The 23,044-nt window shown below is 68.0% G+C and carries 21 protein-coding genes; 14 read left to right on the top strand and 7 right to left on the bottom strand.

The window, feature by feature from the left end; translation table 11 throughout:
* Positions 1-40 precede the first annotated feature (40 nt).
* Positions 41-562, bottom strand: a complete 522-nt coding sequence (locus ACYVN4_RS34675; protein ID WP_460726463.1) for a mycothiol transferase — start codon at positions 560-562, stop codon at positions 41-43.
* 215 nt (positions 563-777) lie between these two features.
* On the opposite strand from ACYVN4_RS34675, the gene ACYVN4_RS34680 reads away from it, so the two are divergent.
* Positions 778-2,058 (top strand): MFS transporter, encoded by a 1,281-nt coding sequence (locus ACYVN4_RS34680; protein ID WP_460726465.1) that lies wholly within the window; start codon positions 778-780, stop codon positions 2,056-2,058.
* Positions 2,059-2,063: 5 nt separating this feature from the next.
* Positions 2,064-2,552 carry a hypothetical protein gene (locus tag ACYVN4_RS34685; RefSeq protein ID WP_460726467.1) on the top strand — a complete coding sequence of 163 codons (489 nt, stop codon included), beginning with the start codon at positions 2,064-2,066 and terminating at the stop codon, positions 2,550-2,552.
* 3 nt (positions 2,553-2,555) lie between these two features.
* On the opposite strand, the gene ACYVN4_RS34690 is transcribed toward ACYVN4_RS34685, so the two are convergent.
* The gene (locus ACYVN4_RS34690) at positions 2,556-2,831 is read right to left on the bottom strand and encodes a YggT family protein (protein WP_460726469.1); all 276 of its coding nucleotides are present in this window, start codon (positions 2,829-2,831) and stop codon (positions 2,556-2,558) included.
* Between the two features lie 171 nt (positions 2,832-3,002).
* Here ACYVN4_RS34690 and ACYVN4_RS34695 point away from each other — a divergent pair, with 171 nt between their 5' ends.
* Positions 3,003-3,254 (top strand): hypothetical protein, encoded by a 252-nt coding sequence (locus tag ACYVN4_RS34695; RefSeq protein WP_460726471.1) that lies wholly within the window; start codon positions 3,003-3,005, stop codon positions 3,252-3,254.
* 19 nt (positions 3,255-3,273) lie between these two features.
* Here ACYVN4_RS34695 and ACYVN4_RS34700 read toward each other — a convergent pair whose 3' ends face one another.
* Positions 3,274-4,311: a lysylphosphatidylglycerol synthase domain-containing protein gene (locus tag ACYVN4_RS34700; protein WP_460726473.1), complete on the bottom strand. Its 1,038-nt coding sequence runs from the start codon at positions 4,309-4,311 to the stop codon at positions 3,274-3,276.
* Positions 4,312-4,631: 320 nt separating this feature from the next.
* Here ACYVN4_RS34700 and ACYVN4_RS34705 point away from each other — a divergent pair, with 320 nt between their 5' ends.
* The 5 genes from ACYVN4_RS34705 to ACYVN4_RS34725 all read left to right on the top strand — a co-directional run bounded on the left by ACYVN4_RS34705 (position 4,632) and on the right by ACYVN4_RS34725 (position 9,748).
* Positions 4,632-5,570 carry an acyl-ACP desaturase gene (locus ACYVN4_RS34705; protein ID WP_460726841.1) on the top strand — a complete coding sequence of 313 codons (939 nt, stop codon included), beginning with the start codon at positions 4,632-4,634 and terminating at the stop codon, positions 5,568-5,570.
* 130 nt (positions 5,571-5,700) lie between these two features.
* Entirely contained in the window at positions 5,701-6,009 is a 309-nt protein-coding gene (locus ACYVN4_RS34710) for a hypothetical protein (protein ID WP_460726475.1), read from the top strand.
* 257 nt (positions 6,010-6,266) lie between these two features.
* A complete protein-coding gene (locus ACYVN4_RS34715) occupies positions 6,267-7,940 on the top strand; it encodes an alpha/beta hydrolase (protein WP_460726477.1) in 1,674 nt (557 codons plus the stop codon).
* A gap of 162 nt (positions 7,941-8,102) precedes the next feature.
* Positions 8,103-9,146: a hypothetical protein gene (locus tag ACYVN4_RS34720; protein ID WP_460726479.1), complete on the top strand. Its 1,044-nt coding sequence runs from the start codon at positions 8,103-8,105 to the stop codon at positions 9,144-9,146.
* A gap of 137 nt (positions 9,147-9,283) precedes the next feature.
* Positions 9,284-9,748: a DUF2231 domain-containing protein gene (locus ACYVN4_RS34725; RefSeq protein WP_460726481.1), complete on the top strand. Its 465-nt coding sequence runs from the start codon at positions 9,284-9,286 to the stop codon at positions 9,746-9,748.
* 85 nt (positions 9,749-9,833) lie between these two features.
* Here the strand turns inward: ACYVN4_RS34725 and lexA are convergent, their stop codons facing one another.
* Complete coding sequence (gene lexA, locus ACYVN4_RS34730; RefSeq protein ID WP_460726483.1) at positions 9,834-10,625, bottom strand: transcriptional repressor LexA; 792 nt, start codon at positions 10,623-10,625, stop codon at positions 9,834-9,836.
* A gap of 243 nt (positions 10,626-10,868) precedes the next feature.
* On the opposite strand from lexA, the gene ACYVN4_RS34735 reads away from it, so the two are divergent.
* From ACYVN4_RS34735 to nrdR, 3 genes are all read left to right on the top strand, one after another.
* On the top strand, positions 10,869-11,273 hold the full coding sequence (locus ACYVN4_RS34735; protein WP_460726485.1) for a hypothetical protein: 405 nt from the start codon (positions 10,869-10,871) through the stop codon (positions 11,271-11,273).
* Positions 11,274-11,428: 155 nt separating this feature from the next.
* Positions 11,429-12,652, top strand: coding sequence for a hypothetical protein (locus ACYVN4_RS34740; RefSeq protein WP_460726487.1), 1,224 nt, complete (start codon positions 11,429-11,431; stop codon positions 12,650-12,652).
* Positions 12,653-12,754: 102 nt separating this feature from the next.
* Positions 12,755-13,231 carry a transcriptional regulator NrdR gene (gene nrdR, locus ACYVN4_RS34745; RefSeq protein WP_460726489.1) on the top strand — a complete coding sequence of 159 codons (477 nt, stop codon included), beginning with the start codon at positions 12,755-12,757 and terminating at the stop codon, positions 13,229-13,231.
* Between the two features lie 91 nt (positions 13,232-13,322).
* On the opposite strand, the gene hrpA is transcribed toward nrdR, so the two are convergent.
* Entirely contained in the window at positions 13,323-17,486 is a 4,164-nt protein-coding gene (gene hrpA / locus ACYVN4_RS34750; RefSeq protein WP_460726491.1) for an ATP-dependent RNA helicase HrpA, read from the bottom strand.
* Between the two features lie 140 nt (positions 17,487-17,626).
* Between hrpA and ACYVN4_RS34755 the strand changes: the two genes are divergently transcribed.
* On the top strand, positions 17,627-18,265 hold the full coding sequence (locus ACYVN4_RS34755) for a Pr6Pr family membrane protein (RefSeq protein ID WP_460726493.1): 639 nt from the start codon (positions 17,627-17,629) through the stop codon (positions 18,263-18,265).
* On the opposite strand, the gene ACYVN4_RS34760 is transcribed toward ACYVN4_RS34755, so the two are convergent.
* Both ACYVN4_RS34760 and ACYVN4_RS34765 read right to left on the bottom strand, forming a co-directional pair.
* Positions 18,257-18,715: a GNAT family N-acetyltransferase gene (locus ACYVN4_RS34760; protein ID WP_460726495.1), complete on the bottom strand. Its 459-nt coding sequence runs from the start codon at positions 18,713-18,715 to the stop codon at positions 18,257-18,259. The genes ACYVN4_RS34755 and ACYVN4_RS34760 overlap by 9 nt on opposite strands.
* Positions 18,716-19,027: 312 nt before the next feature.
* Positions 19,028-20,545, bottom strand: coding sequence for an APC family permease (locus ACYVN4_RS34765; protein ID WP_460726497.1), 1,518 nt, complete (start codon positions 20,543-20,545; stop codon positions 19,028-19,030).
* A gap of 236 nt (positions 20,546-20,781) precedes the next feature.
* Between ACYVN4_RS34765 and ACYVN4_RS34770 the strand changes: the two genes are divergently transcribed.
* Positions 20,782-22,245 carry an APC family permease gene (locus ACYVN4_RS34770; protein WP_460726499.1) on the top strand — a complete coding sequence of 488 codons (1,464 nt, stop codon included), beginning with the start codon at positions 20,782-20,784 and terminating at the stop codon, positions 22,243-22,245.
* Positions 22,246-22,250: 5 nt separating this feature from the next.
* The gene (locus ACYVN4_RS34775; RefSeq protein ID WP_460726843.1) at positions 22,251-22,979 is read left to right on the top strand and encodes an IclR family transcriptional regulator; all 729 of its coding nucleotides are present in this window, start codon (positions 22,251-22,253) and stop codon (positions 22,977-22,979) included.
* The last annotated feature ends 65 nt before the right edge of the window (positions 22,980-23,044 follow it).

Below are 23,044 nucleotides of genomic sequence, written 5' to 3' on the forward strand. Positions count from 1 at the left end.
CGGTATCGATCTCGCCGTTCGGTGAAAACGGTCATACCGATCAATGCGATGCGCGGCGGCGCAACAGGATGCCGCGCAGCAACGCCGCCTGCCCCGAATGCTGGGCGTCGTCGTCGATCACGCTGATCAATCGGACGCCGAGGGTGACGGGCGGATTCCAGCGGGTGTCGACAATGCGGGGGAGGTCGGCATCGGTGAGCTTTGAAACATACTCAATGGTCTGAGAATGCACCGCGTCGAAATAGCCCAGCAGCAATTCGGCCGAAACCCCGGCCAACTCCGCCACATCCGCCGAGCTGTGCCCGTAACCGTGCGCGGCCTCGTCGAAGGGCAGCTCGAAGCGCTTGGCCCAGCCCTCCGCCGTCCACACCTGCTCGATACCGGCGACATCGGCCACATGGTCGTCCTGCACGCGGGTCAGATGCCAGATCAGCCAGGCGATCGAGTTCGCTGTCCCGTCGATGCGGACACCCAATTCTTCTTGGGTGAGGTCGGCGAGTGCGCCGTGCACGTTCTCCTTGATCCGTCCGAAGCCATCCACCAGCAAGTCAGCGCTCGTCATGCCTGGATCCAATCACCGTCGGCGGGAGGATATTCCGGGACACGCGGCCGATCTCGCGACGGCCCGTGCCGGAACTCGGTACGGGCCGCTCAGCAGCGCGTACAACGGCGGGTTGTGGCTCGCGCGGGAGGCGGTTGTTTGATCCGGTCGCCGCGAACCTGCTTCGATCTCGCGGAAGAACGGGTGAGTGGTCGACGGTGTGGAGGCGGACGGGTATGGCGGGCAAACGATCGTTGGGGCGCCAATTCGGCTGGCTGTGGACCGCATTCGCGGTGAGCACCGCCGGAACCTGGCTGGCCTTCGACTCGTTTCCGCTGATCGCGGTGCTGGTCCTGCACGCCGGACCGGGACAGATCTCGCTGCTGGCGGCCGCCGGACTGGCGGTCGGCGCGCTGCTGACGGTGCCGCTCGGGCCGTGGCTGGAATTCCGTCGCAAGCGGCCGGTCATGATTGCCAGCGACCTGGTGCGCTTCACGGTCGTGCTCAGTGTGCCGCTGGCCTTCGCGGCGGGGGTGCTGACCTTCACGCAACTACTGGTGGTCTCGGTCCTGGTCGTGGCCTCCGACCTGGTATTCAAGGCCGCCTCCGGAGCCCACCTGAAGATGCTGGTGCCCCGCGAGCGCCTGCTCACCGCCAACGGGCGATTCGAATCCACCATGTGGACCGCCGCCGTGCTGGGTCCACCGCTCGGGGGCGCGGCGATCGGGATCTTCGGGCCGATGCTGACGGTCGTGGCGAATTCGCTCAGCTTTCTGTTGTCCGCGTTGGGTATTCGCGCCATCGGTGGCGGCGAGGCGCACCCCGTACGCGCCGCGAACGACGAATCATCCAGCGGCAGTACCGGATTCCGGCTGCGCGACCTGGCCGAAGGCTGGCGCTACATCCTCACCCATCCCACCCTGCGACCGCTGTTCTTCAACTCCGTGCTGGTCAACGGGCTGATCATGACGACCGCGCCGCTGCTGGCCGTGCTCATGCTGCGCGATCTCGGCTTCGCGCCGTGGCAATACGGGCTGGCCTACGGGCTGCCGTGCCTGGGTGGCCTGCTCGGTTCGCGGCTGGCGACTCCGCTGGTGGAGCGATTCGGTCAGCGCTCGGTGCTGCTCGGGACCGGCATGCTGCGGGCCTGCTGGCTACCCGCGCTGGGGCTGGTCGGCCCGGGAACGGGCGGGCTGCTGCTGGTGGTGGCGGTGGAAGCCGGGCTCATCACCTGCTGCGGAATCTTCAATCCCGTCTACGCCACCTTCCGGCTGGAACAGACGGCCGCCGACCGCACCACCCGGATGCTGTCGGCCTGGTCGATCAGCAGCAATGCCACCATCGCCGCGCTGACCGCGCTGGGTGGTTTGCTCGCCACGCTGACCGGTGCCCGCATCGCCATCGCGGTCGCGGGGTTGCTCGGGCTCGCGACCATTCTCCTGTTGCGCCCCAATCGATTTCCCGAGACCGCCGTCGAACCGATGGTGTCGGCGAATCCGGGCGGATCTCAGGGATAGTCCCGATGTGCGCCGGTCGGGCCGGTGGTTCGGTGGAGGGCATGAGCGCCACCACCGCCCCGCCCACGGTCCCGGGCTATGTCAATGTCATCGTCAAGGCCCTGCTGCGTTCGCCGCTGCATCGCGTCATGAGCCGCAACACCATGCTTTTGACCTTCACCGGTCGCAAGAGCGGCAACCGCTACACCGCCGTCGTGCGCTACTTCCCCGACGGGGACGTGCTGAACTGCTACACCGACAGCAAGTGGTGGCAGAACCTGCGCGGCGGAGCGCCCGTCGAACTGCTGCTGGCCGGGCGCACCGTGAACGCCGTCGCCACCCCGATCACCGACCCCACGGCGGTCGCGCAGAGTCTCGGGAAGTTCTTGAGCGCCATGCCCGGTGACTCCAAGTACTACGGGGTGCGCAATCGCGATGACGGCACCCCGGACCCCGGCGATATCGTCGCCGCGGCCCAGTACACGACACTCGTACGGATCAATCCCACGCATTGATCGCTACAGGCTGAACACCACCGCACGCAGGATCAGCACCGCGATGAACACCACCGTGAACGCCAGATCGATCTGCACCCCGCCCAATCGGATCGGCTTGAGCACCCGGCGCACCGGGGCGATCACCGGTTCGGTGATCTTGTAGACGATTTCTCGGGGCTTGCGAATGCCCTGGGGGTTGTCGCTGAGCGTGGTGATCCAATCCAGGATCAGCCGCGCGATCAACACCAGCATGAAAAGGGTCAGAGCCAGCCCGAGCAGGCTCCCGATGAACGACATGGCGAACTCCTTCGTAGTGGCCGCCTTACCGTGATCAACGGTCCGAGGCCGTAGAAAGTGCCCCCATCGTCGACCATGATCGCGCGCTTCGTCGGCGGGCTCGCCGAGGTCGTGCGAGAATCCAGGCTGCTGTTTCCCCGGCTCACCCCGAGATCGCACAAGGAGTCCGAAGTGAGCAAGAAGTATCTGATCGGCCTGCCCGTCGCCGTGTTCGCACTGGCCCCGGCCGTCGCCGCCGTCGACGCGCCCGCACAGGCCGACGTCGCCACCTACACCTGCAATGCCCAGACCTGGGCGGGAGAGACGCTGCCGACCCTCACGGTGGAGGCGAAGCGAAACAAACGTCAGGCGCAGGGCGTCGCCCAGACCACCTGGGGTGGTGTCGCCAAGTTCTCGACCATCGACTGCCAGCTCAACAAGTAGTCACACCACCCGGGCCGGATCAAATGGCCCGGCGGTGGTTCAGATAGGCGAACGAGGCCAGGCCCAGGGGAATCTGGCACCAGAAGGTGAGCAACCGGAACCCCAGGGCCACGCCCACCGCCACCCCGCCGGTCAATCCGGCGACCGCGGTGAGACCGGCCGCGATCGTGATCTCCTTGGTGGCCACGCCGTTCGGGGACGGCAGCAGTGGCGCCAAGGCCACGGTCACCAGTTCGACGACGAAGGTATCGGGCAGGCTCAGGTCGGCGCCGACCGCGTGCAGCACCGCCCACAGCGCCACCACCATCAGCAGCGGCTGAATCAAGGCGCAGATCCATAGCGCGGCGGCGCGGCGCGGGCGGATCGCGGTGGCGGCCACCGATTTCCACGCGGTCAGGGCATCCGAGCGGGCGTGACGCACCCGAGCGGGGAGGCCCCGCCACCCGCCGTGCTCACGCACCCGGCGATTCAACGCCAGCGCCGCGAGACCCACCAGGATCGCGGCGACGGCCACCGCGGCGGCGATGAATCCGGCTGTGCGCCAAGGATTGTCGGTGACAGTGTGGTGCCACCAGCCCGCGATGCGAGCGCCCAGGCCGTGCCACGGCGGTTGCGCGCCATTGCGGCTCATCAGGCCGGGCGCGGCCAAGGCCGCGATGATCACCAGCGGAACCCGCACCATCAACGCGGCGAATCCCATCAACGCCATGGAACCGACCGCCCCGGCATGTGACAGGCCGGTGCGGCGCAGGAACCGCACGCGCAGCAGTAAGGACGCGGCGGGCACCAGGCCGATCGCGGGCACCGCGAGCTGCAGTGCGAACAACTGCCGGGCGGAGGTATCGGCGGGAATCGAACCGCGCAGCATGAAAACCGAGGTGGGCCACAGCGCGAGGGTGGCCAGCGCGGCGACCAGCAGCCAGCGCGGGTCGGCTCCGGCGAGGGCGTGCACGCCGGACAGGACCGCATCCCGCTGCCAGACGGCGGCGGCCGCGACCAGCGCGGTGAAGACGACGGTGGGTAGTGCCTTTCTCGCAGTTGCGGGAACGGCCGCCATCTGCCCTCCTCAGGTATCACATATTTCCCCGGTGAATCGCGCACGCGCAGATCGACATTAACGCGGTCAGCCGCGGGCGAGCGGGTGTTGCCCGAATAGTCGCGTGGATTCGCGGCATGCGGGAATTCGATCGATGGTCGCATCGAACACGATGCCCGTCACATTGAACACGAATCGAAGATCGAAATCGAACGGTCGTCTTCCAGCGGTGGCAAGGCGATACCTCGAATATCCGGGTAGGCTCGCGAACGGGGACAGGTCGAGGCAGACCGAAATAGCGAAAACAAGTCGTACAGCAGGGACCCGACGTGGCCGTAACCATGACGCCCGAAGCACTCCTGGCCGAACTCGAACCGGTGGCGGAAGCGAATCTGAACCGGCACCTATCGCTGGCCAAGGAATGGCACCCGCACGACTACGTGCCCTGGGACGAGGGCCGCAACTTCGCCGCCATGGGCGGAAACGATTGGGAGCCGGGGCAATCCAGGCTCGGCGAGGTCGCCCGCGCCGCCATGGTCACCAACCTGCTCACCGAGGACAATCTGCCCTCCTACCACCGGCTCATCTCCGACGCCTTCTCCCGCGACGGCGCCTGGCGCACCTGGGTGGACCGCTGGACCGCCGAGGAGAACCGGCACGGCATCGTGCTGCGCGACTACTTGGTCGTCACCCGCGGCGTCGACCCGGTCGCACTCGAACGGGCCCGGATGACGTGCATGTCACAGGGGGTCGACGACCCCACCGGCACTGGCAACCATGCCGTGCTGCACGGCGTCGCCTACGTGACCTTCCAGGAACTGGCCACTCGGGTCTCACACCGAAACACCGGTAAGGCCTGCCAGGACCCGATCGCCGACCGCATGCTCACGCGCATCGCCTCGGACGAGAACCTGCACATGGTCTTCTACCGCAATATCTGCGGCGCCACCCTGGACCTCGTCCCCGACGACGCACTCGCCGCCATCAGCGCGGTCATCGAGAACTTCCGGATGCCCGGCGCGGGCATGCCGGACTTCCGGCGTAACAGCGTGCTCATCGCCAAACACGGCATCTACGACCTGCGTCAACACCTCGACGAGGTGATCTGGCCGGTGCTGCGCAAATGGAATGTCTTCGAGCGCACCGACTTCACCGCCCGCGGCGAGCGCATCCGCGAGGGCCTGGCCACCTTCCTGGACAAGATGGCCAAGGACGTCATCCGCTTCGAGGAGCAGCGCGACCGCGCTCTGGCCCGCGACGCCGCCCGCGCCGCGCGCTAACCCCGGCCCCGAAATGTGAACAGCCACCGCGCTGTCCACACCCCCGCCTTTCTCACCCCGCCTGCCGGCCCCACCCCGGTTAGGGTGTGACCACAACGCTCGAGTTGATCAAGCGAAGTGGGGGGAAAGCATGACCGAACTGCTGCGCGCCGATGTGACGGCGCTGCGAATCATGGCCGCGGGCATCCGCAACGAGGCCGACACCATCGCGGCGGTAGACCCGATCGATCTGATCGCGAAAGTCGCCCGCTCCATGCCCAACTCAGCCCTCGGCTCGGCCGCCGCGACCGTCGCCGAACCCGTGCTGGCCACCCTGCACCACCTCGCCGACCACCTGCACTCCCTCGCCGACGCCACCGACCAGGCAACCGCCACCTACGAGGACACCGAACAAGCTCTGAAGACCCAACTCGACGCTTACTTACACCCCACCGCCTGACCTCGGCTCGCGGCGAATTGTTCGTGCCGGGCGACAGTTGGCATGGACATGCCGTTCTCCGGGTTGTCGAGCATGCCCGTGGCCCGCGCCCGGACCACGAGAATGGTTGCGGTGGAGGGTAGTTCGCTGTTCAGCTCGATCTGGTGATCGAGGTGGACCAGTCGCCGGTCACGTCGGCGAGGACGCGCCGGTGCAAGAGCGGGGTCGAGGGACCGGGCGTACAGGCTTGGCGGGAGCACTAGCGGCGGGGGAGATCCATGGTTCGTGCGGGAGTGTCGCAGGTGCTCGGATGGGGACCGGACGCGGTTGAGCTTGCCGGGGCGGCAGTGGCGGAGGCCGACGAGGTGTGTAGCGGGGCGATGGCGCAGGTCGGGCGGTTGGTTGAGGTGGCGGTCGGTGGGTGGGAAGGGGCGGCGGGGACGGCGGCGGCGTTGCGGGCGGTGGGGGATCGGTTGGCGGGGGATCATCTGGGGGCCGCGCTGCTCGAGGTTGCGGAGGCGCTCACCGAGGCGGTGGTGCTCGAGCGGGTTTGTGGGCTGGTGCGGGGGATCTCGGAGGAGGCGCGGGACAACGGGTGCCGGATCACCGAAGCGGGGGAGGTGCACGCGGCGCGGTCGGAGACCGGAAATTTGGTGCTGGACTTGATCTTTCAGGCGGGATTCGACGCCAAGGCTCGGGAGTTGCAGGCGCGGTTGGGGCCGCTGCTGGATACGGCGGGGGAGGTTGACGAGCGGGCGGGGGAGCGAGTAGCCACTGCGGTGGCGGCGCTCGAGGCGTTGTGGGCCGTTCCGGGCGGGGGCGAGCCGAGCACGCGGGTCGCCGGATTCCTGGACGGCACGGTGCGGCTGCCGGAGGATCCGAAAGCGCTGTGCGCGCTGTGGAATTCGCTCTCGCCCGCAGATCAGGATGCGTTGTTCGATGCCGATCCTTTGCTCGGATCCCGCGACGGGCTGCCTGCGCTGGTCCGCGATCATTACAACCGGCGCGCATTGTTGCGGCTGCGGGAACTCGCCGACGAGGCGGACCGTCGGCTGCTCGACCGGCATCAGGACTGGGTCCGGGGTGAGAACCTGCCCACCACCGACGGCGGCTGGATTCGATTGCGGCAGTGGGAAGCCGAGCGCCGGGAGATACAGACGCGCCTCGCCGGGTACGCGGCGCTCACCGAGCAACTCGGCCCGGCATCGCCCGACCGGCTGCTGCTGGCGGTCGACGAGCGCGGCCACGGCGCGATCGCACTGAACAATCCGGATACCGCCGCCAATGTCGCGACCTTCGTCCCCGGCACCGGCTCCCCGCTGACCGCGATCGGTGTGGGTATGGAACGCTCCCGCGCGCTGCTGGCCGCCGCGCAGCGGGCCGATCCGTCCGCCCGCACCTCGATGATCGCGTGGTACGGCTACGACGCACCGCCGGATGTGCGCGCGGCACTGGGCGATCGCCGCGCCCGCGACGGCGCGGCCGCGCTGGATCGCTTCGAGGCGGGACTGCGCGCCTCGCATGCGGGGACCGCCGCGCACCACACCGTCCTCGGACACAGCTACGGGAGCACGGTGATCGGGGCGGCGGCGTCGGGAGCTAACTCGCTCGAGGCTGACGCGGTGGTGTTCGTCGGCAGCCCCGGCGTCGGTGTCGAGGACGTTTCGGAATTGCGATTGGCGGGTATTCCTGCGGGCCGCAACGGTGCGCATGTGTTCGCCACCGCCGACCCCGCGGATCCGATACCCCGGGTCGGTCAGTTCGTGCACGGGATCGATCCGACGGATCGCGAATTTCGCGCAACAGTTTTCACATCTTCCGGAGCCACTATCGATCTTCCGGTGGTGCGCGCCTTGCCGGTTGATGTGTTCGCGCACGGAAACTACTGGGAGCCTGGCAATCCAGGTCTGCGGACGCAGGGGGAAATCATTGCGGGCCGTGCTCCGCGGTGACTCGTAGCGGGCCGTTCGTTGCACCGTGATAGCCGTTACCGCTGGTAGCGGGTTTGTAGCGGACGGCCCCCTGTGAGTACCCTGGGCGGCCGACCAAACTGGTCTGAAACGGTTGGGTTCATGCTAGTGTTCCGTGAAGCATGAGGTGGAAGTCGGAGACAAATGCGCACTGAGAACATCAATAGGAAGTTCAAACTGCATGACGAGCGCAGGATTGCCGCCCAACTTCCGGAGCAACTTCTTGGTTTGGATGTCGTCGGTTTTGGGAAGATAGAAGAGTTTCCGGGTGAGTTGCTGAACTCCTTCGGCGAATTCGCGAACGGTTCCGTTCCCCCGCGCACCCGCATCTACCGCAATGCCCAGCCCAATCTCGTCGACGCCTGGCTGCTGGAGTTGTTGCGCGGCGCGAACATCGGTGACCGCTTCTACCTCCGCACCGGTCTCGAGTACTTCCCCTGGGCCGACTGCCGCGTCCTGGACCACCGCTGGCTGGAGTCCCTGCGCCGCGTCCTGGGCACCAACCAGGGATACATTGCGCACGACAAGAATTCGGCCGCCATGACCATCGGCGCCCAATACGAGGTCCTCGGCTTCGCCACCGGCGCGGCCCTCCCACCCGCCACCTCCGGCACTGCCGCACCCATGACCTCGGCGCCCGCCGCTTCCGGTTCCATGACCTCCACGCCCGTCGCCTCCGGTCCGATGACCTCTGCACCCGAAGCCTCGGCGCCCCTGACCTCCGCAGCCGCCATGCCTGTTTCGTCTGGATCGGGCGCGCCCGCCGCCGAGGAGGTCACCCGCCGCATCGTTCGCGCCCCCGCCGACCTCGCCGACCATGCCACCGCGGTCCTGAGCGGCGACCTACGCGCCCGCCGCCTCGCCGCTCTCTCCGCGGAAGCCCCGGCGCCCACAGCCCCGGTCGCCCCGGCCCCCGCGCCCGTTGCCGCCGCACCCGCGACTCCGACGCTCGATGTCCCGCCGGGCCCCGCCCTCGCAGCCGCCTCCGATGCCATCCCGGCTCTCGGCACCCCGGACAAGCCGGTCAATCTCACCCCGGCCGCCGAGCCGGTGGCCCCGCCGGCCCCGGAGCCCGCGGCCCCGCCCGCACCCGAAACCCCCGCTCCCGCAGCAGCACCGGCCTCCCACTCCGACGAGGCCCCCACGCAGCTCATCACCCGGATCGTGGTGCCCACCGAAACCGATTGATCGGTGTGGTCCGGGCGTATTGGCCCGGGCCCCGGGTGAACTCGCCGAACGGACTCGGGCAGGGACCGAACCGTTGGTGGTCGACATACGTTGTACTGATACGCCGGGCTTTTCGCCGAGTTCGAAAGAGCCGATATATGTCGACATTTAATGGGCTGCCCGCCCATGTCCTGCTCGTGCACGTGATCGTCGTGCTGGTGCCGCTGACCGCGGGGCTGGTGATCTTGTGCGCGTTCTGGCCCGCGGCGCGTGCCCGGCTGATCTGGCCGACTGCCGCGCTGGCGGTCGTGGTGACGGCGTTGACGCCGGTCACCATCGAGGCGGGGGAGTGGTTCCAGAAGCAGCTGGGAAATCCGCCCGTCGTCGACGAGCACGCCAGGCTCGGGCACCAGATGCTGTACTTCGTTGCGCCGCTACTGATTTCGGCGCTGCTACTGCTGATGGCCCACCTGCGGCAGGGAAGCGGGAAGCCGGTCGGCCGGGCCGCGGTCGCGGCCATCGCCATCGTGGCGCTCGCGGCGGGCGGCGCAGCAGCGTGGCAGACCTACCGGGTCGGGGATTCGGGTGCGCACGCGGTGTGGAACGGCGTGCTCAACCACTGACGATGCTCGAACGCTGAGAAAGCGACTGTCGTGACCCGGCGGCCGGTCTGCGGGGCGGTCACCGGGTCACGACAGTGCGGCACGGTCAGATCTTGCGGATGACCGTGACGACCTTGCCGAGGATCTGGGCGTCATTGCCCGGAATCGGCTCGAACAGGGGGTTGTGCGGCATCAGCCACACCTGGGAACCGGTGTGCTTGAACGTCTTCACGGTGGCCTCCCCGTCGATCATGGCGGCCACGATGTCACCGTTCTCGGCCACATTCTGCTGACGCACGACCACCCAGTCGCCGTCGCAGATGGCGGCGTCGATCATGGACTGACCGACGACCTTGAGCAGGAACAGCGAGCCCTCGCCGACCAGTTCGCGCGGCAGCGGGAAGACATCCTCCACCGCCTGCTCGGCCAGGATCGGGCCACCGGCGGCGATCCGGCCCAGCACCGGGACATAGGTCGGGATCGGGTGTTCGTCGGTGGACTCCACCTCGTCGCTGACCGCACGCAGCTTCGGCATGCCCGCGGCAGCGCGCATCACCGTCTCGTCGAGGCCTCGGACATCCACGGCGCGTGGACGATTGGGGTCGCGGCGTAGATAGCCCTTGCGCTCGAGTGCGCGGAGTTGGTGTGCCACCGAGGAAGTGGAGGTGAGACCGACGGCATCGCCGATCTCGCGGATGCTGGGGGGATAGCCGCGGTCGTGCACCGAGGAGCGGATGACCTCCAGCACCTTGCGCTGGCGCACCGTCAGGTCCGTGCCGGAGCCCGACGGTTCAGCGGCGGAGGAGTCGCCTCCACCGAGACCAAGGGGGCCGTTGTCACCTTCCGCGCCGCCGTGTTCGCTCACCGCCGCTGTCCTCCGTTCACTGCTGTCGCTCACCGGAATTCGTTCCCGGCGCCGCGTGACCTTCGTGGGATCCGAAGATTCTGTGCGTCCGGGGAACTCGTGACTCGACTGTAGTCCGTGTGACGCGTGTGATCAAACATCTGTTCGACGCATGTCGTGGAAATCAGTGACATTGTCGGTGGGCCGTGGTAGAAATTCGAACATCAGTTCTTCGAACACATGAGCGAGTCAGTTGTCCAGCATCATTCGGTCCGCCCTACCTTGGAGGTTTCTTCGATGCGCGCCGTGGTCAGCGAAATCGACACTCTCGGAAGCGATTTGGGTTTCGACAGCATCCCGTGGGAGCTGCGTTCGGAGGGTACGCCCGCCGACCTGCCCGCGGTGATCTCGCGTCCCGCCACCATTCATCGGCCCTGCCGCGCGCGGGTGCGTCCCGTGGCGCGCGCCGACGTTCGACGCGACCATGTCGTGGTGCGACACGCGGCCGGACGCGCCCGGGGCGTGCATCCGCTCGAGCGCCGGCAGCGTGCGCAGGCGGGTCTCGCGGCCCTGGCTATCACCGCGCTCGTGAGCGCGCTGGCCGTCGCCGGTCTCATCGGCCTGGCCCAATTGCGTTCCGGCGACTTCGATTCGCAGACCACCACGCCCGTGGTGCAGCTGGCTCCCGCTCCCGCGCGATAGCGGTGGAGCTGCTGCGGCGGTTGCCGTGCCATAGCCCGTTTGCCTGATCCGGATCGACGGCCACCACTCTGGCCGTAAATGTAGATTGAAAACTGAAACGCGTTGCTACCGTCCCCCTGAATGTGACAGCGGTTACCACTGCGACAGGGGGCGTAATGCCGAAACTTCGAGGGCTGATCCGGACGGTCGGGGTCCTCACCTGCCTGATGATCGGGCTGGTGACGGCTCCGGCCGCGCACGCCGAATCCGCCTATGCCGCATACCTGGATCTGCCGTCGGTCAATGGCGACGGCGCGGGTGGTGGCGGCCTGAACCCGGCCCTGCCGCTCGATCCGGCGGTGCTGCGCGACGCCCTCGATCAGGCCCGTGCCGCCGGTGTCGAGCCACGGCACTACGCGACACTGCTGCATCAGTACTGGCTGGTCGTGGCCACCCGCAATGCCGATATCGACCTGGCCGCGTGGGATCCCGATCGCGGCGTGGCGGCCAATACCCGCACCTTTACCCAGGTCTATGTGAATTACCTGCGGCTCAACAACTCCCACCCGGACTTCTGGTGGACCGGCCTGGCCGGTCTGGCGGGCGGCTCGTTCGCCTCGGGCTTCTTCGACATGGGTGACGTCTCGGCGATCCTCACCGTGCCGGGTGTCCACCAGCTCGGCGGCGCGGTCGCCGACCTGCTGCGCGGCACCCCGCAGCAACTGCTGGATCCGCTTCCGGCCGACATTCGGACGCTGGGCACCGAGGGCGAGCGGCTCACCGCCGACGACTTGGCCTGGTACCAGACCCGGCTGATGATCATGCAGAAGCACATCTTCATCGACCAGGTCCCCATGCACGAGGCATACGCGGCCGACGGCCTGGCCGGGGTCGAGGAGATGTACCGGGCCGGCGTCCTCGACGAGAACGCCGTCACCGCCTGGCGGGAACTGGCCACCGGCACCGGGGACGGCCTGTCCGATGCCGCGCTGCGCATGACCGATCGCGAGCAGAACCAGATCATCGCCGACCAGTGGGACGTCACCTCGCACGGTCGCGGGGACATGGGCCGGGTCATGACTTACGTGAGCACCATCGCCGGTAAGGCCGCGGTTCCCGGCGTGCGGGCTCCCGGCGTGTTCGCGCCCACCACGCTCACCGTCGGCTCCCTGTCGTTGCGTGCCCCGCTGCCCGACTTCGACTGGGCCGATCGCGACACGCGGTGGAACTACATCACCCACGACCTGCTGCCCCGCTACCTGGAGCTGTGCGCGAATCCGGCCGTCGCGAGACCGGTTCTGGCGGTGCCGTTCCCGGCCATGCTGAGCAATGGACGGCTGGTGCAGCGGCTGCCGGACGTGCTCGCGGATCTGACCGCGCAATGGCAGGTGACCACCTGATTCCGGCCGGGTGACCCGGGCGGACGCCGGGATCCACACCGGCCACGGTATCCTCGAGATTGCTCGAGGTTTCTGATCCCAGGCATCGACGAAGGATCCCGGATGCATTGCCCGTATTGTCGCCATCCCGATTCGAGGGTGGTCGACTCACGTGAAGCCGAGGAAGGCAGCGCCATCAGGAGGCGGCGTGCCTGTCCGGAGTGTGGGCGCCGGTTCACCACAGTCGAAACCGCGATTCTGTCGGTGGTGAAGCGCAGCGGCGTCACCGAACCGTTCAGCCGCGAGAAGGTGGTGCGCGGCGTCAGCCGGGCCTGCCAGGGCCGCGAGGTCGATTCCGATGCTCTCAACCTGCTCGCCCAGCAGGTCGAGGATGCGGTGCGCGCCAAGGGTTCTCCCGAGATCCCCAGCCACGAGGTGGGCTTGGCCATCCTCGGCCCGTTGCGCGATCTCGACGAGGTGGCCTACCTACGCTTCGCCTCGGTCTACCGATCCTTCAGTTCGGCCGAGGATTTCGAGCGGGAGATCGCCGACCTGCGCGCGCATCGCGCCGAGACCGCCGTGGGTGCGATCGTCGAGTAGGCGCTCGCTCCACACCGATTTCCGGTCCGGCCCCGAAAGTTTCGGGGCCGGACCGTTCGGTTGAGCGGCTGGAAGCAGCTGGTCGGTCGGTTCAGCGCTGCTGGGGTGGCCTACGCGCCGCGTCGATGGCCTTCTCGATCCGCTTGGCCGACACCGGATACGGCGTGCCGAGCTGCTGGGCGAACAGGCTGACCCGCAGTTCCTCGATCATCCACCAGATTTCGAGGATGTCGCGCCCGCCCCGGCGGTTCTCCGGCAGGTTGGCCACCAGCCGGTCGTAGGCGGCATGCACCCGATCGAGTTCGGCCATGCCCGCGCGGTCGCGATTGGCGGAGGCGGGCAGCGCCTCCAACCGCAGCCGGGCGGCATCCAGATACCGCGGCAGCTCCCGCAGCCGGGTACTGCCCCATTCGGAGATGAAGCCCTCGAAGATCAACTCGTCGAGCTGCTGGCGGACATCGTCGCCCGCGTCGCGATCACGGGACTCCGCGAGCGCGGCGCGCAGGCGATGCGCCTCGGCCAGCACCGGGACCACCGAGCGGACGATATTCGCGACGGCCGTGGTGAATTGCGGCCGCACCTTCTCCACGAGCGTCTTGAACTGCTCGGGACTGCGCACCGGACCGCCATTGGCCGCGATGAGTTCGTCCGCCGCACAGGCGCGGCAGTCCTCGACCAGGGCGTCGAGCGAACCGTACGGATTCTGGCTCAGCGCAAGACGATCGGTGGGGCGCAGGCTCGCGGTCACGGACCGGGTATTGGTGGTGATCGCGCTCAGCAGCAGGGCGCGGGTTCCGGCGCGCATGGCGGCGGCCTGCTCGGCAGGGGAGCTGAGCACGCGCACGGCCACGCCCTGGGACTCGGCGACCAGGGCCGGATAGCCGGTAATCGTCTGTCCCGCGACCTGACGCTTGACCGAGGCGGGCAGCGTGCCCAGCGATTCCGAGGTCCACACGGTGGCGGGCGCGCGTTCGGCGGCATTGTTGGCGCGCGCCACCGACTTCGAGACCTGTTCGGCCAGCTTGGTTTTCAGCTCGGCCAGGCTCTTGCTGCGGGCCACCAGTGTGCCGGACGGGTCGACGGCGGCGAAGGTCATGCGCAGATGGTCGGGCAGGCCCGCCGGATCCAGGTGCGCGGCCGTGATGGTGACCGAGCCCAGCTGCGACAGCTCCCGTGCCAGACCCGTGCGCAGCGGTTCGGCGCGCGGGGTGAGCCGATCCAGGGCCGCCTTCGCGAAGTCCGGGGCCGGAACGACGGTGCGGCGCAGCTGTTTCGGCAGCGTCTTGATGAATGCCGCCGCGAGCTCCTCCCGCATGCCCGGCACCAGCCAGTCGAAGCCGACCGAGCGCACGTGCGCGAGCTGGGCGATCGGGATGTGCACGGTGACGCCGTCGTCGGCCTGGCCCGGTTCGAACTGGTAGGTGACCGGGAAGGTGAGCTCGCCCTGCCGCCAATGGTCCGGGTAAGCGGTCGGATCCAGCAGTGCCGCATCCTCGTTCACCACTGTCGAGGCGGTGAAGTCCAGCAGGTCGGGGTCCTTGCGCTGGGCGCTGCGCCACCAGCTGTCGAAGTGCCGCACCGAGACGATGTCGGCCGGAATCCGCTGATCGTAGAAGTCGAAGAGCACCTGATCGTCGACCAGGATGTCGCGCCGCCGCGCCCGATGCTCCAGATCGGCGACGTCGTCGAGCAATTCGCGATTGCGCTCGAAGAACGCGTGCTTGGTCTGCCACTCACCCTGCACCAGGGCATGCCGGATGAACAGCTCCCGCGACAACTCCGGATCGATCCGCCCGAAGTCCACCCGCCGCTGCGTCACCAGCGGTAGGCCGTACAACGTGACTCGTTCGTAGGCCGCCGCCGCACCCCGCTTGGCCGACCAATGCGGCTCGGAATACGTCCGTTTCACCAAGTCCCCGGCCAGCCGCTCGGCCCACTCCGGCTCCACCCGAGCCGCCGTCCGCCCCCACAACCGCGACGTCTCGACCAGCTCCGCCGCCATCACCCACCGCGGCGGCTTCTTCGCCAGCGACGACCCCGGAAAAATCATGAACTTCGCATTGCGAGCCCCGAGAAACTCCCGAGTCTCGGCTTCCCGCACCCCGAGATGCGACAACATTCCCGCCAGCAACGCCTGATGAATAGACGTCACATCCCAAGGCAGCGAATCATTGTCCAGCCCAGCCTTCGCCGCGACAGCCTCCGCCAATTCCGCTCTGGGACTGCCGGATGCAGCACTGCGTGCGTCGTTCCGGCCGCCGCGATCGGTGGCGTTGCCACGTCGGCCGCCGCGGGGGTTGCGGCCGCGGCGGTTGCCGCCGTCCTCGGAATCCGATGCCGTGCGGTCGAATTGGGCGTCGGAGCCTTCGGTGTTCCAGCCGAGGCCGCGGGTGATGGTGCGGAGTTGGCCGTGCAGGTCCTGCCATTCGCGGATGCGGAGGTAGTGCAGGAATTCGTCGCGGCAGAGGCGGCGGAATTGGTTGGAGGACAGCGCGTTGCGTTGTTCTCGGAGGTAGTCCCAGAGGCGCAGGTAGGAGAGGAAGTCGGAGCCTTCGACGATGAAGCGGGCGTGTTTGGTGTCGGCGGCCTGCTGATGTTCGACGGGGCGTTCGCGGACGTCCTGGATGGAGAGGGCCGCGACGATGATGAGAACTTCGGCGAGGCAGCCGCCCTGGTTGGCCTCGACGAGCATGCGGGCCATGCGCGGGTCGACGGGGATCTGCGCCATTTCGCGGCCGATCGGGGTCAGGGTCAGTCCGGCATCCGGAATGTCCTGGCGCTGACTGGATTCGGTCTCCGGGCGGGCGAGCGCGCCGAGCTCCTCGAGCAGCGCGATGCCGTCGCGGATGGCGCGGCCGTCGGGGGCCTCGACGAACGGGAAGCTCTCGATATCGCCGAGCCCGAGCGCGGTCATCTGCAGGATGACGGCGGCCAGATTGGTGCGCAGGATCTCCGGTTCGGTGAACTGCGGCCGGGATTCGAAGTCGTCCTCGGAGTAGAGCCGGATGGCGATACCGTCCGCGACACGACCACAGCGGCCCGACCGCTGGCGCGCCGATGCCTGCGAGATCGATTCGATGGGCAGCCGCTGCACCTTGGTGCGCATGGAGTATCGCGAGATACGCGCGGTACCCGGGTCGATCACGTACCGAATGCCCGGCACGGTCAGCGAGGTCTCGGCGACGTTGGTGGCCAGCACCACGCGCCGCCCTGTATGCGATTCGAACACCCGATGCTGTTCGGCCGCCGAGAGCCGCGCGTACAACGGCAGGATCTCGGTGTGCCGCAGCCGCATATCGCGCAGCGAGTCGGCGGTGTCGCGGATCTCGCGTTCACCGGACAGGAACACCAGGATGTCGCCGTCGCCCTCGGCCTGCAGTTCCCGCACGGCGTCGCCGATGGCGTCGGTCGGGTCGCGGTCGACGATCTCGGTGTCCTCGTCGTCGGGATCCTCGGAGGTGACCGGAAGTTCCAGCGACAGTGGGCGATACCGCACCTCCACCGGGTACGACCGCCCCGACACCTCGACAATCGGTGCGGGCGCGCCCTTCTCGTCGCAGAAGTGCCGCGCGAACAACTCCGGGTCGATGGTGGCCGAAGTGATGATGATCTTCAGATCCGGCCGCTTGGGCAGCAGCTGCTTCAGATACCCCAGCAGGAAGTCGATATTGAGGCTGCGCTCGTGCGCCTCGTCGATGATGATCGTGTCGTAGCGGCGCAGCAGCCGGTCGCGCTGGATCTCGGCGAGCAGGATGCCGTCGGTCATCAGCTTGACCAGTGTCCGGTCCGACGCCTGATCGGTGAAGCGGACCGTATAGCCGACCACGTCACCGAGTTCGGTGCCCAGTTCCTCGGCAATGCGCTCGGCCACCGTGCGCGCGGCCAGTCGCCGCGGCTGGGTGTGCCCGATGGTCCCGCGAATCCCGCGCCCGAGTTCCAGGCAGATCTTCGGTATCTGGGTGGTCTTGCCGGAGCCGGTCTCACCGGCCACGATCACGACCTGGTTGTCGGCGATGGCTTTCGCGATATCGTCGCGGCGCGCGGAGACGGGTAGCTGCTCCGGGTACGCGATGGCGGGCACGGCGGCCCGGCGGGCATCCACCCGGCGCTGGGCGGCGTCGATATCGGCTTCGAGATCGGTGAGATCGTTGCCGCGGGCCTTGTCGAGCCGACGACGCAAGCGGTGCTCGTCGCGGATCGAGAGATCGGCCAGGCGGGTACGAAGCTCGCGAGAGGTGGCGGCGGTCCTGGTCATTGCACCGTCAACGATAGCGAAGAGTTGATCCGGGCCGGTCGGCGCGGTGCGGCAGGTGATCGGAAACAGTGGTTGCCCACCGGAAGCTGGTATCGGCGTATTGTCCGCATTTACCCGGTCCGGCGTGCGAATATCGGGGGATGAACGGCGTTGCGGTACATCCGCTGTGGGGTCGGTTGCTTCTACTCGCGGTCGCGGCGCTCGACATCGCCGCCATCGTCTGGAGCGCCACGCATCTGGGACCTGCGGCCGGGACGGTCGGAAACTTCTTCAGTTACTTCACGATCCAATCCAATCTGATCGTGCTGGCGGTGTGGATCGCCGTCGCGCTGGTCGATCCGCAGGGCCGGAGCTGGCAGCTGGTGCGGTGCGCGTCGACGCTGTACATCACCATCACCGGCATCGTGTACGCGGTGCTGCTGCAGAAGATCAGTGTCGGCATCGCCTACCCGTGGACCAACGATGTGCTGCACCGGGTGACCCCGCTGGTCGCGCTCGCGGACTGGTTACTGGTCCCGGCCGCGCTGGGTGTCAGCGTCCGATTGATCGGATGGCTGCTCGCCTATCCGGTCGTGTACGGCGTCTACACGCTGATCCGCGGCCCGATCGTCGACTGGTATCCGTACCCGTTCATCGATCCGCGCGATCAGGGCTACGGCCCGATGGCGATCGGGTTGGTGTTCCTGGTCATCGGATTCGTGATCCTCGCGATCGCGGTGACGTCGCTCGGCGAGATGGCGGGCCGCTTCCGCGACCGGCGCGCGGCAGCGTCAGGCTAGCGACAGCGTCATGAACACGCTGTGCGGATCCTCGACGTAATCGGCGAACGGCCCGCAGGGCGCGAACCCGTACCGCTCGTAGAGCCGGACGGCGGGCAGATAGAACTCCGACGAGCCGGTCTCGAGACTCACCTGCAGGTAGCCGCGTTCGCGCGCCACCTCGAGCAGGTGCCGCAGCACCAGCGATCCCACCCCTCGCCCCCGGAACGCGGCTGTGGAGCGCATCGACTTGATCTCCCCGTGCGTCGGATCGAGCTCCTTGATCGCCCCGCATCCCGCCAGCTCGTCGCCCTCCCAGGCCGAGAAGAACGTCAACTCCGGTTTCCTCAGCGCGGTGACATCGAGCGCGTGCATGCTGTCCTCGGGTGAATTCGCGAGCATCTCGGCGACGTGTTCTTCCAAGAGTCCGATGACATCAGGGCTGGTCAGGTCGTCGATCATGATGCGCATGCGGCCACGCTAGCGACTGACCTCCCGCGCCAACCGGCCGACCTACCGTGCCGTCCGCGCCGCAGCGCTCGCGCTACCGGTGGTCAGCGGTGACACTCGTTGTGGCCGGACCGGATTCGTGATCTCGGGAGCCAGATCCGGTTGTTCGGGACATCGTGGGGCGAACCGCAACGTGCACTTTCCGAGGGTGCCACCGCGGGGCGTCGGATACGTGCACGGTGTTGCGAAGCAAATAAAGACGGCCCGGCGGCCGAGAGGCGCCGGGCCGTTGCCATGGCCGAGTGAGGAGGGGCTCAGCCAGGCCGGAGAGGGTCAGCGTTCGTGGGTCTCCTCCAATACGGTCCGGCCCACCAGGGCGTAGCGGTCGGGGGAGCGACGCTTCAGGTATTCCGCGAAACCGAAGCCGCCGAGCGCGATCGCGGCGACCAGCCACGGCGTCGCCTTGAGCACCAGCGAGCCGGATTCGCTGCCCGCGGCGGTCCCCATATTGGTCACCAGCAGCAGCACCACGCCGACCATCGCCAGACCGCCGATCAGCGGGGCCGCGAAGGTACGGAACCAGTGCCGCGATTCGGGATGGTGGTGGCGGAAGTAGCGCAGCACCGCGAACGAGCAGACTGCCTGCACGACCAGGATCGCCATGGTGCCGAGAATCGCGAGCAGCGTGTAGGTGCCGTTGTAGGGATCCTTGCCCGCGATCCCGAACCCGGCGACCAGCAGGACCGCGACGACCGACTGCACCAGACCTGCGATGTGCGGCGAACCGTGCTTGGCATGCGTGCGGCCGACCGTGCGCTTGAGCACCGGGAACACCCCCTCACGACCGAGCGCGTACAGGTAGCGCGCCGCGCAGTTGTGGAAGGCCATGCCGCAGGCCAGCGAACCGGTCATCATCAGCCACTGCATGGCGCTGACCGCCCAGTGCCCGACATAGGTCTGAGTCGGGTGGAAGAACACGTCCATCGGATTGTCGCCGCCCGCCAGGGTGGCCGATTCCTCGATGCCGTTGCCGGACATGGCCATCCACGACACCAGCACGTAGAAGATGCCCACACCGATGACCGCGATCATGGTGGCCTTGGGGATGATCCGCTTGGGGTCGCGTGATTCCTCGCCGTACATGGCTGTCGACTCGAACCCGACCCACGACCAGAACGCGAAGAACAATCCCAGTCCGGCCGACGGTCCGGTGAAGGCGTTGACCGGATTCAGCGGCGCGAACTGGAAGCCGTGCGGCCCACCGCCGTGCAACGCCACCGCGATACCCATGATGGCCAGCACCAGGCACTCGGTGCCGAGCAGGACGACCAGGAACTTCTCCGCCACGGCCACCCCGAACCAGGTGCCCAGGGCGTTGATCGACAGCATGATGATCGCGAACACCCACCACGGCACATGCCAGCCGAACTGTGCCGCAACGGTATTGGTGCCGAAGCTGGAGAAGATGCCGACCAGCGAGCCCTCGAACACCATGTACGCGAAGGTGGCCAGCATCCCCGACGCCAGCCCCGCGGAGCGGCCCAGGCCGAAGGAGATGAAGCCGTAGAAGGCGCCGGTCGCGGTGATGTGCTTGCTCATGGCGGTGAAGCCCACCGAGAACACCGCCAGCACCACCATGGCGATCAGGAACGCCGCGGGCGTGCCCTTGCCAGTGCCCGCCGAGATCATGAACGGCACATTGCCGGTCATGGCGGTGATCGGGGCGGCGGTCGCGATGGCCATGAACACCACGCCGAGCAAACCGATGGCATTGGCTTTCAGCCGATGCACTGCCTCGGCGGGTTCGGCACCCGGTGGCGCGGCGGTGGCGCGATCTATCTGCTGCGTCATGGCTCCGTCTCTCTGCTGCTCCCGCCCCCGAAACTCCGGGTGGCGGGTCGTTTCTCGATGGGGCGGAACGCTATAGGCGGTCTGTAACAGCGGCGGGCGTACGACGGTGACCGTCGGCGAGAAAGCGGCGAGAGTTTTCTCCCACCTCGCGACAAACCGACGTTACCGGCGTTTACGTCCGTGCAATACGAGTCGGCGACGCTGTGGCAACCCGTTGTGAGAAGGGAACCACGCGCATGACGACGGCTCCGCCGAGCCCGCCCCCGGTGGCCGAACGGTCGCCCCTGCGCGGATTGACCCGGCGCGAACTGCCTTTCGTGCCGGTGTTCGCGCAATCGGTGGCGGCCATCGCACCCTCCGGGACCGCGGTGGTCACCCCGGCGTTCGTGATCGGCGCGGGCGGCGGTGGCATGAGCATGGTCGCGTTCCTGGCCGCCGCCGTGCTGGCCTGGGGTGTGGCGCTGGTGATTCGGCCGATGGCACAACGGCTGGCGGTGACCGGCGGGCTGTACACCTACGTCGCGAAGGGCCTCGGGCCCGCGGTGGCGGTACCGGTCGGCTGGTCGGCGATCGTCGGGTACGCGGCCGTCAGTGTGTCGGGCCTGATCTCGGTCGGCACCTATCTGGATCAGATCGCGGTCACCGCGGGGATCACCGGATTCGGCGGCACCCCCACGATCATTGCGCTGCTACTGGCCGCGGCCGTGGTGGCGGCGGTGCTGATGGTGCGCGGCATCCGGCTGTCCGCGTCCACCACGCTGCTCGTGGAATGCGTATCGGTGGTGACGGTGCTGGCGCTCATGGGCTACCTGCTGACCCGGCACGGAGCCACCACCACCCGCGCCTTCGAATGGCACGGCGGCACCGGCACACTGGCCATGAGCGCAGTCGTGGCGATCAGCGCGTTCGTCGGATTCGAAAGCGCCACCACGCTGTCGGCGGAGGCGTATCGGCCGTTCCGGTCGGTGCCGCGCACTCTGGCCTGGACGCCGGTGGCCGCGGCGGTCATCTATCTGATCGCGGTCGCCGCGCAGGCGGTCGCGCTGGCGTCCGCGTCGCCGGGCATCGCCGCGAGTTCGACACCCGTCACCGATCTGCTGCTGCAGGACAATTCGCGAGCGCTGACCTCGATCCTGGATCTCGGAGTGGCGGCCTCGTTCTTCGCGTGCACGGTGGCCTCGGTCAACGCGCTGGTGCGGGTGCTGTTCACGATGGGGCGCGAGGGCATCGCCCCGGCCGCGGTGGGTCGGGCGCATCCGCGTTTCCGCACGCCCGCGCCCGCGATCGTGGTGGCGATGGCCGCGATCGCCGCCTGCACGGTCGCCTACCTGGTGTCGGGAGCCGAACCGCAGGACGGCATCCGCAGCTTCCTCACGCTCAGCGCGCTCGGCTATCTCGGCTCGTATCTGCCCGCGTGCCTGGCCACACCTGCGCTGCTGCGCCGCATCGGGGAGTCCTCCCGCCCGATCACGATCCTCGGCACGGTGACCGCCGTCGTGCTGGGGGTGCTCATGGTGGCCGCCGCCGTCTCGGCCCGCAACGAGAACGTGACGGTAGTGATCGCCTACGCCGCGATCATGGCGGCCGCCGGGGTCTTCACCCTGCTGCTGCGCCTGCGTGCGCCGGATCGATTGCGGGGCATTGGAATCTACGATGAACCCCAGCGTGGCGACCTGCTCGAGAACGTCACCTTCCGGTAGTGGCGATGAAGGATTCCGGCCGCACCAATACCGTCTCCAATTCGATCGCGATCCTCGAGGCGGTCGCCGATCGGGGCGCGGGCGTCACCGCCAAGGAGATCGCCGCGCATCTCGGCATCGCCCCCGCCACCACCTACCGGCTGCTCAATTCCCTTGTCGCGGATGAATATCTGGTCCGCACCGCCGATCTGCGCGGCTTCGCCCTGGGTGCGCGGCTGCGTGGTTTTGCCGCCGCCGTCAACGTGCCGGTGCTGTCCACCGCCGCGCGCACCCTGCTCGACGAGTTCCGCGCCTCCACCCGATTCGCGGTGCACCTGATGAACTTCCGCCCCGCCGCCGTCCAGGTGGTGAGCGAGGACCCCGACCATCCGATCCCGGGTGAACGCGAACTCTCCCGGCACCTGCACGCCTCCGCGGCGGGCAAACTGCTACTGGCCTCGCACACCGAATGGCGCACGCTGGTGGCGAATCCGCCGCGCATCGCCCCGCGCACCAAGATCGATCATCCGGCGCTGGCCAGTGATCTGCAGGCCGTCCGTGACAGCGGATACGCCCGCGCTGCCGACGAACTCGTCGCCGGGATCGCGTGTCTGGCACTGCCCATCTACAACGCCCTGGGCACCCTCGCGGGCGCGCTGTGCCTGACCGGTCCGAGCAATCGCCTGCCCGCGCTCGAGACGCATCGCGACCCGGCCCGCGACTGTGCCGCCGGTCTCGCCCCGCTGTTGTACTGAGGTCGTAGCCGCCGCACAGATGGCGGATCAGGGCCCGGCGTCGGGAAATTCGGTGGCTTGGGGCA

This window comes from Nocardia heshunensis (assembly GCF_054782115.1).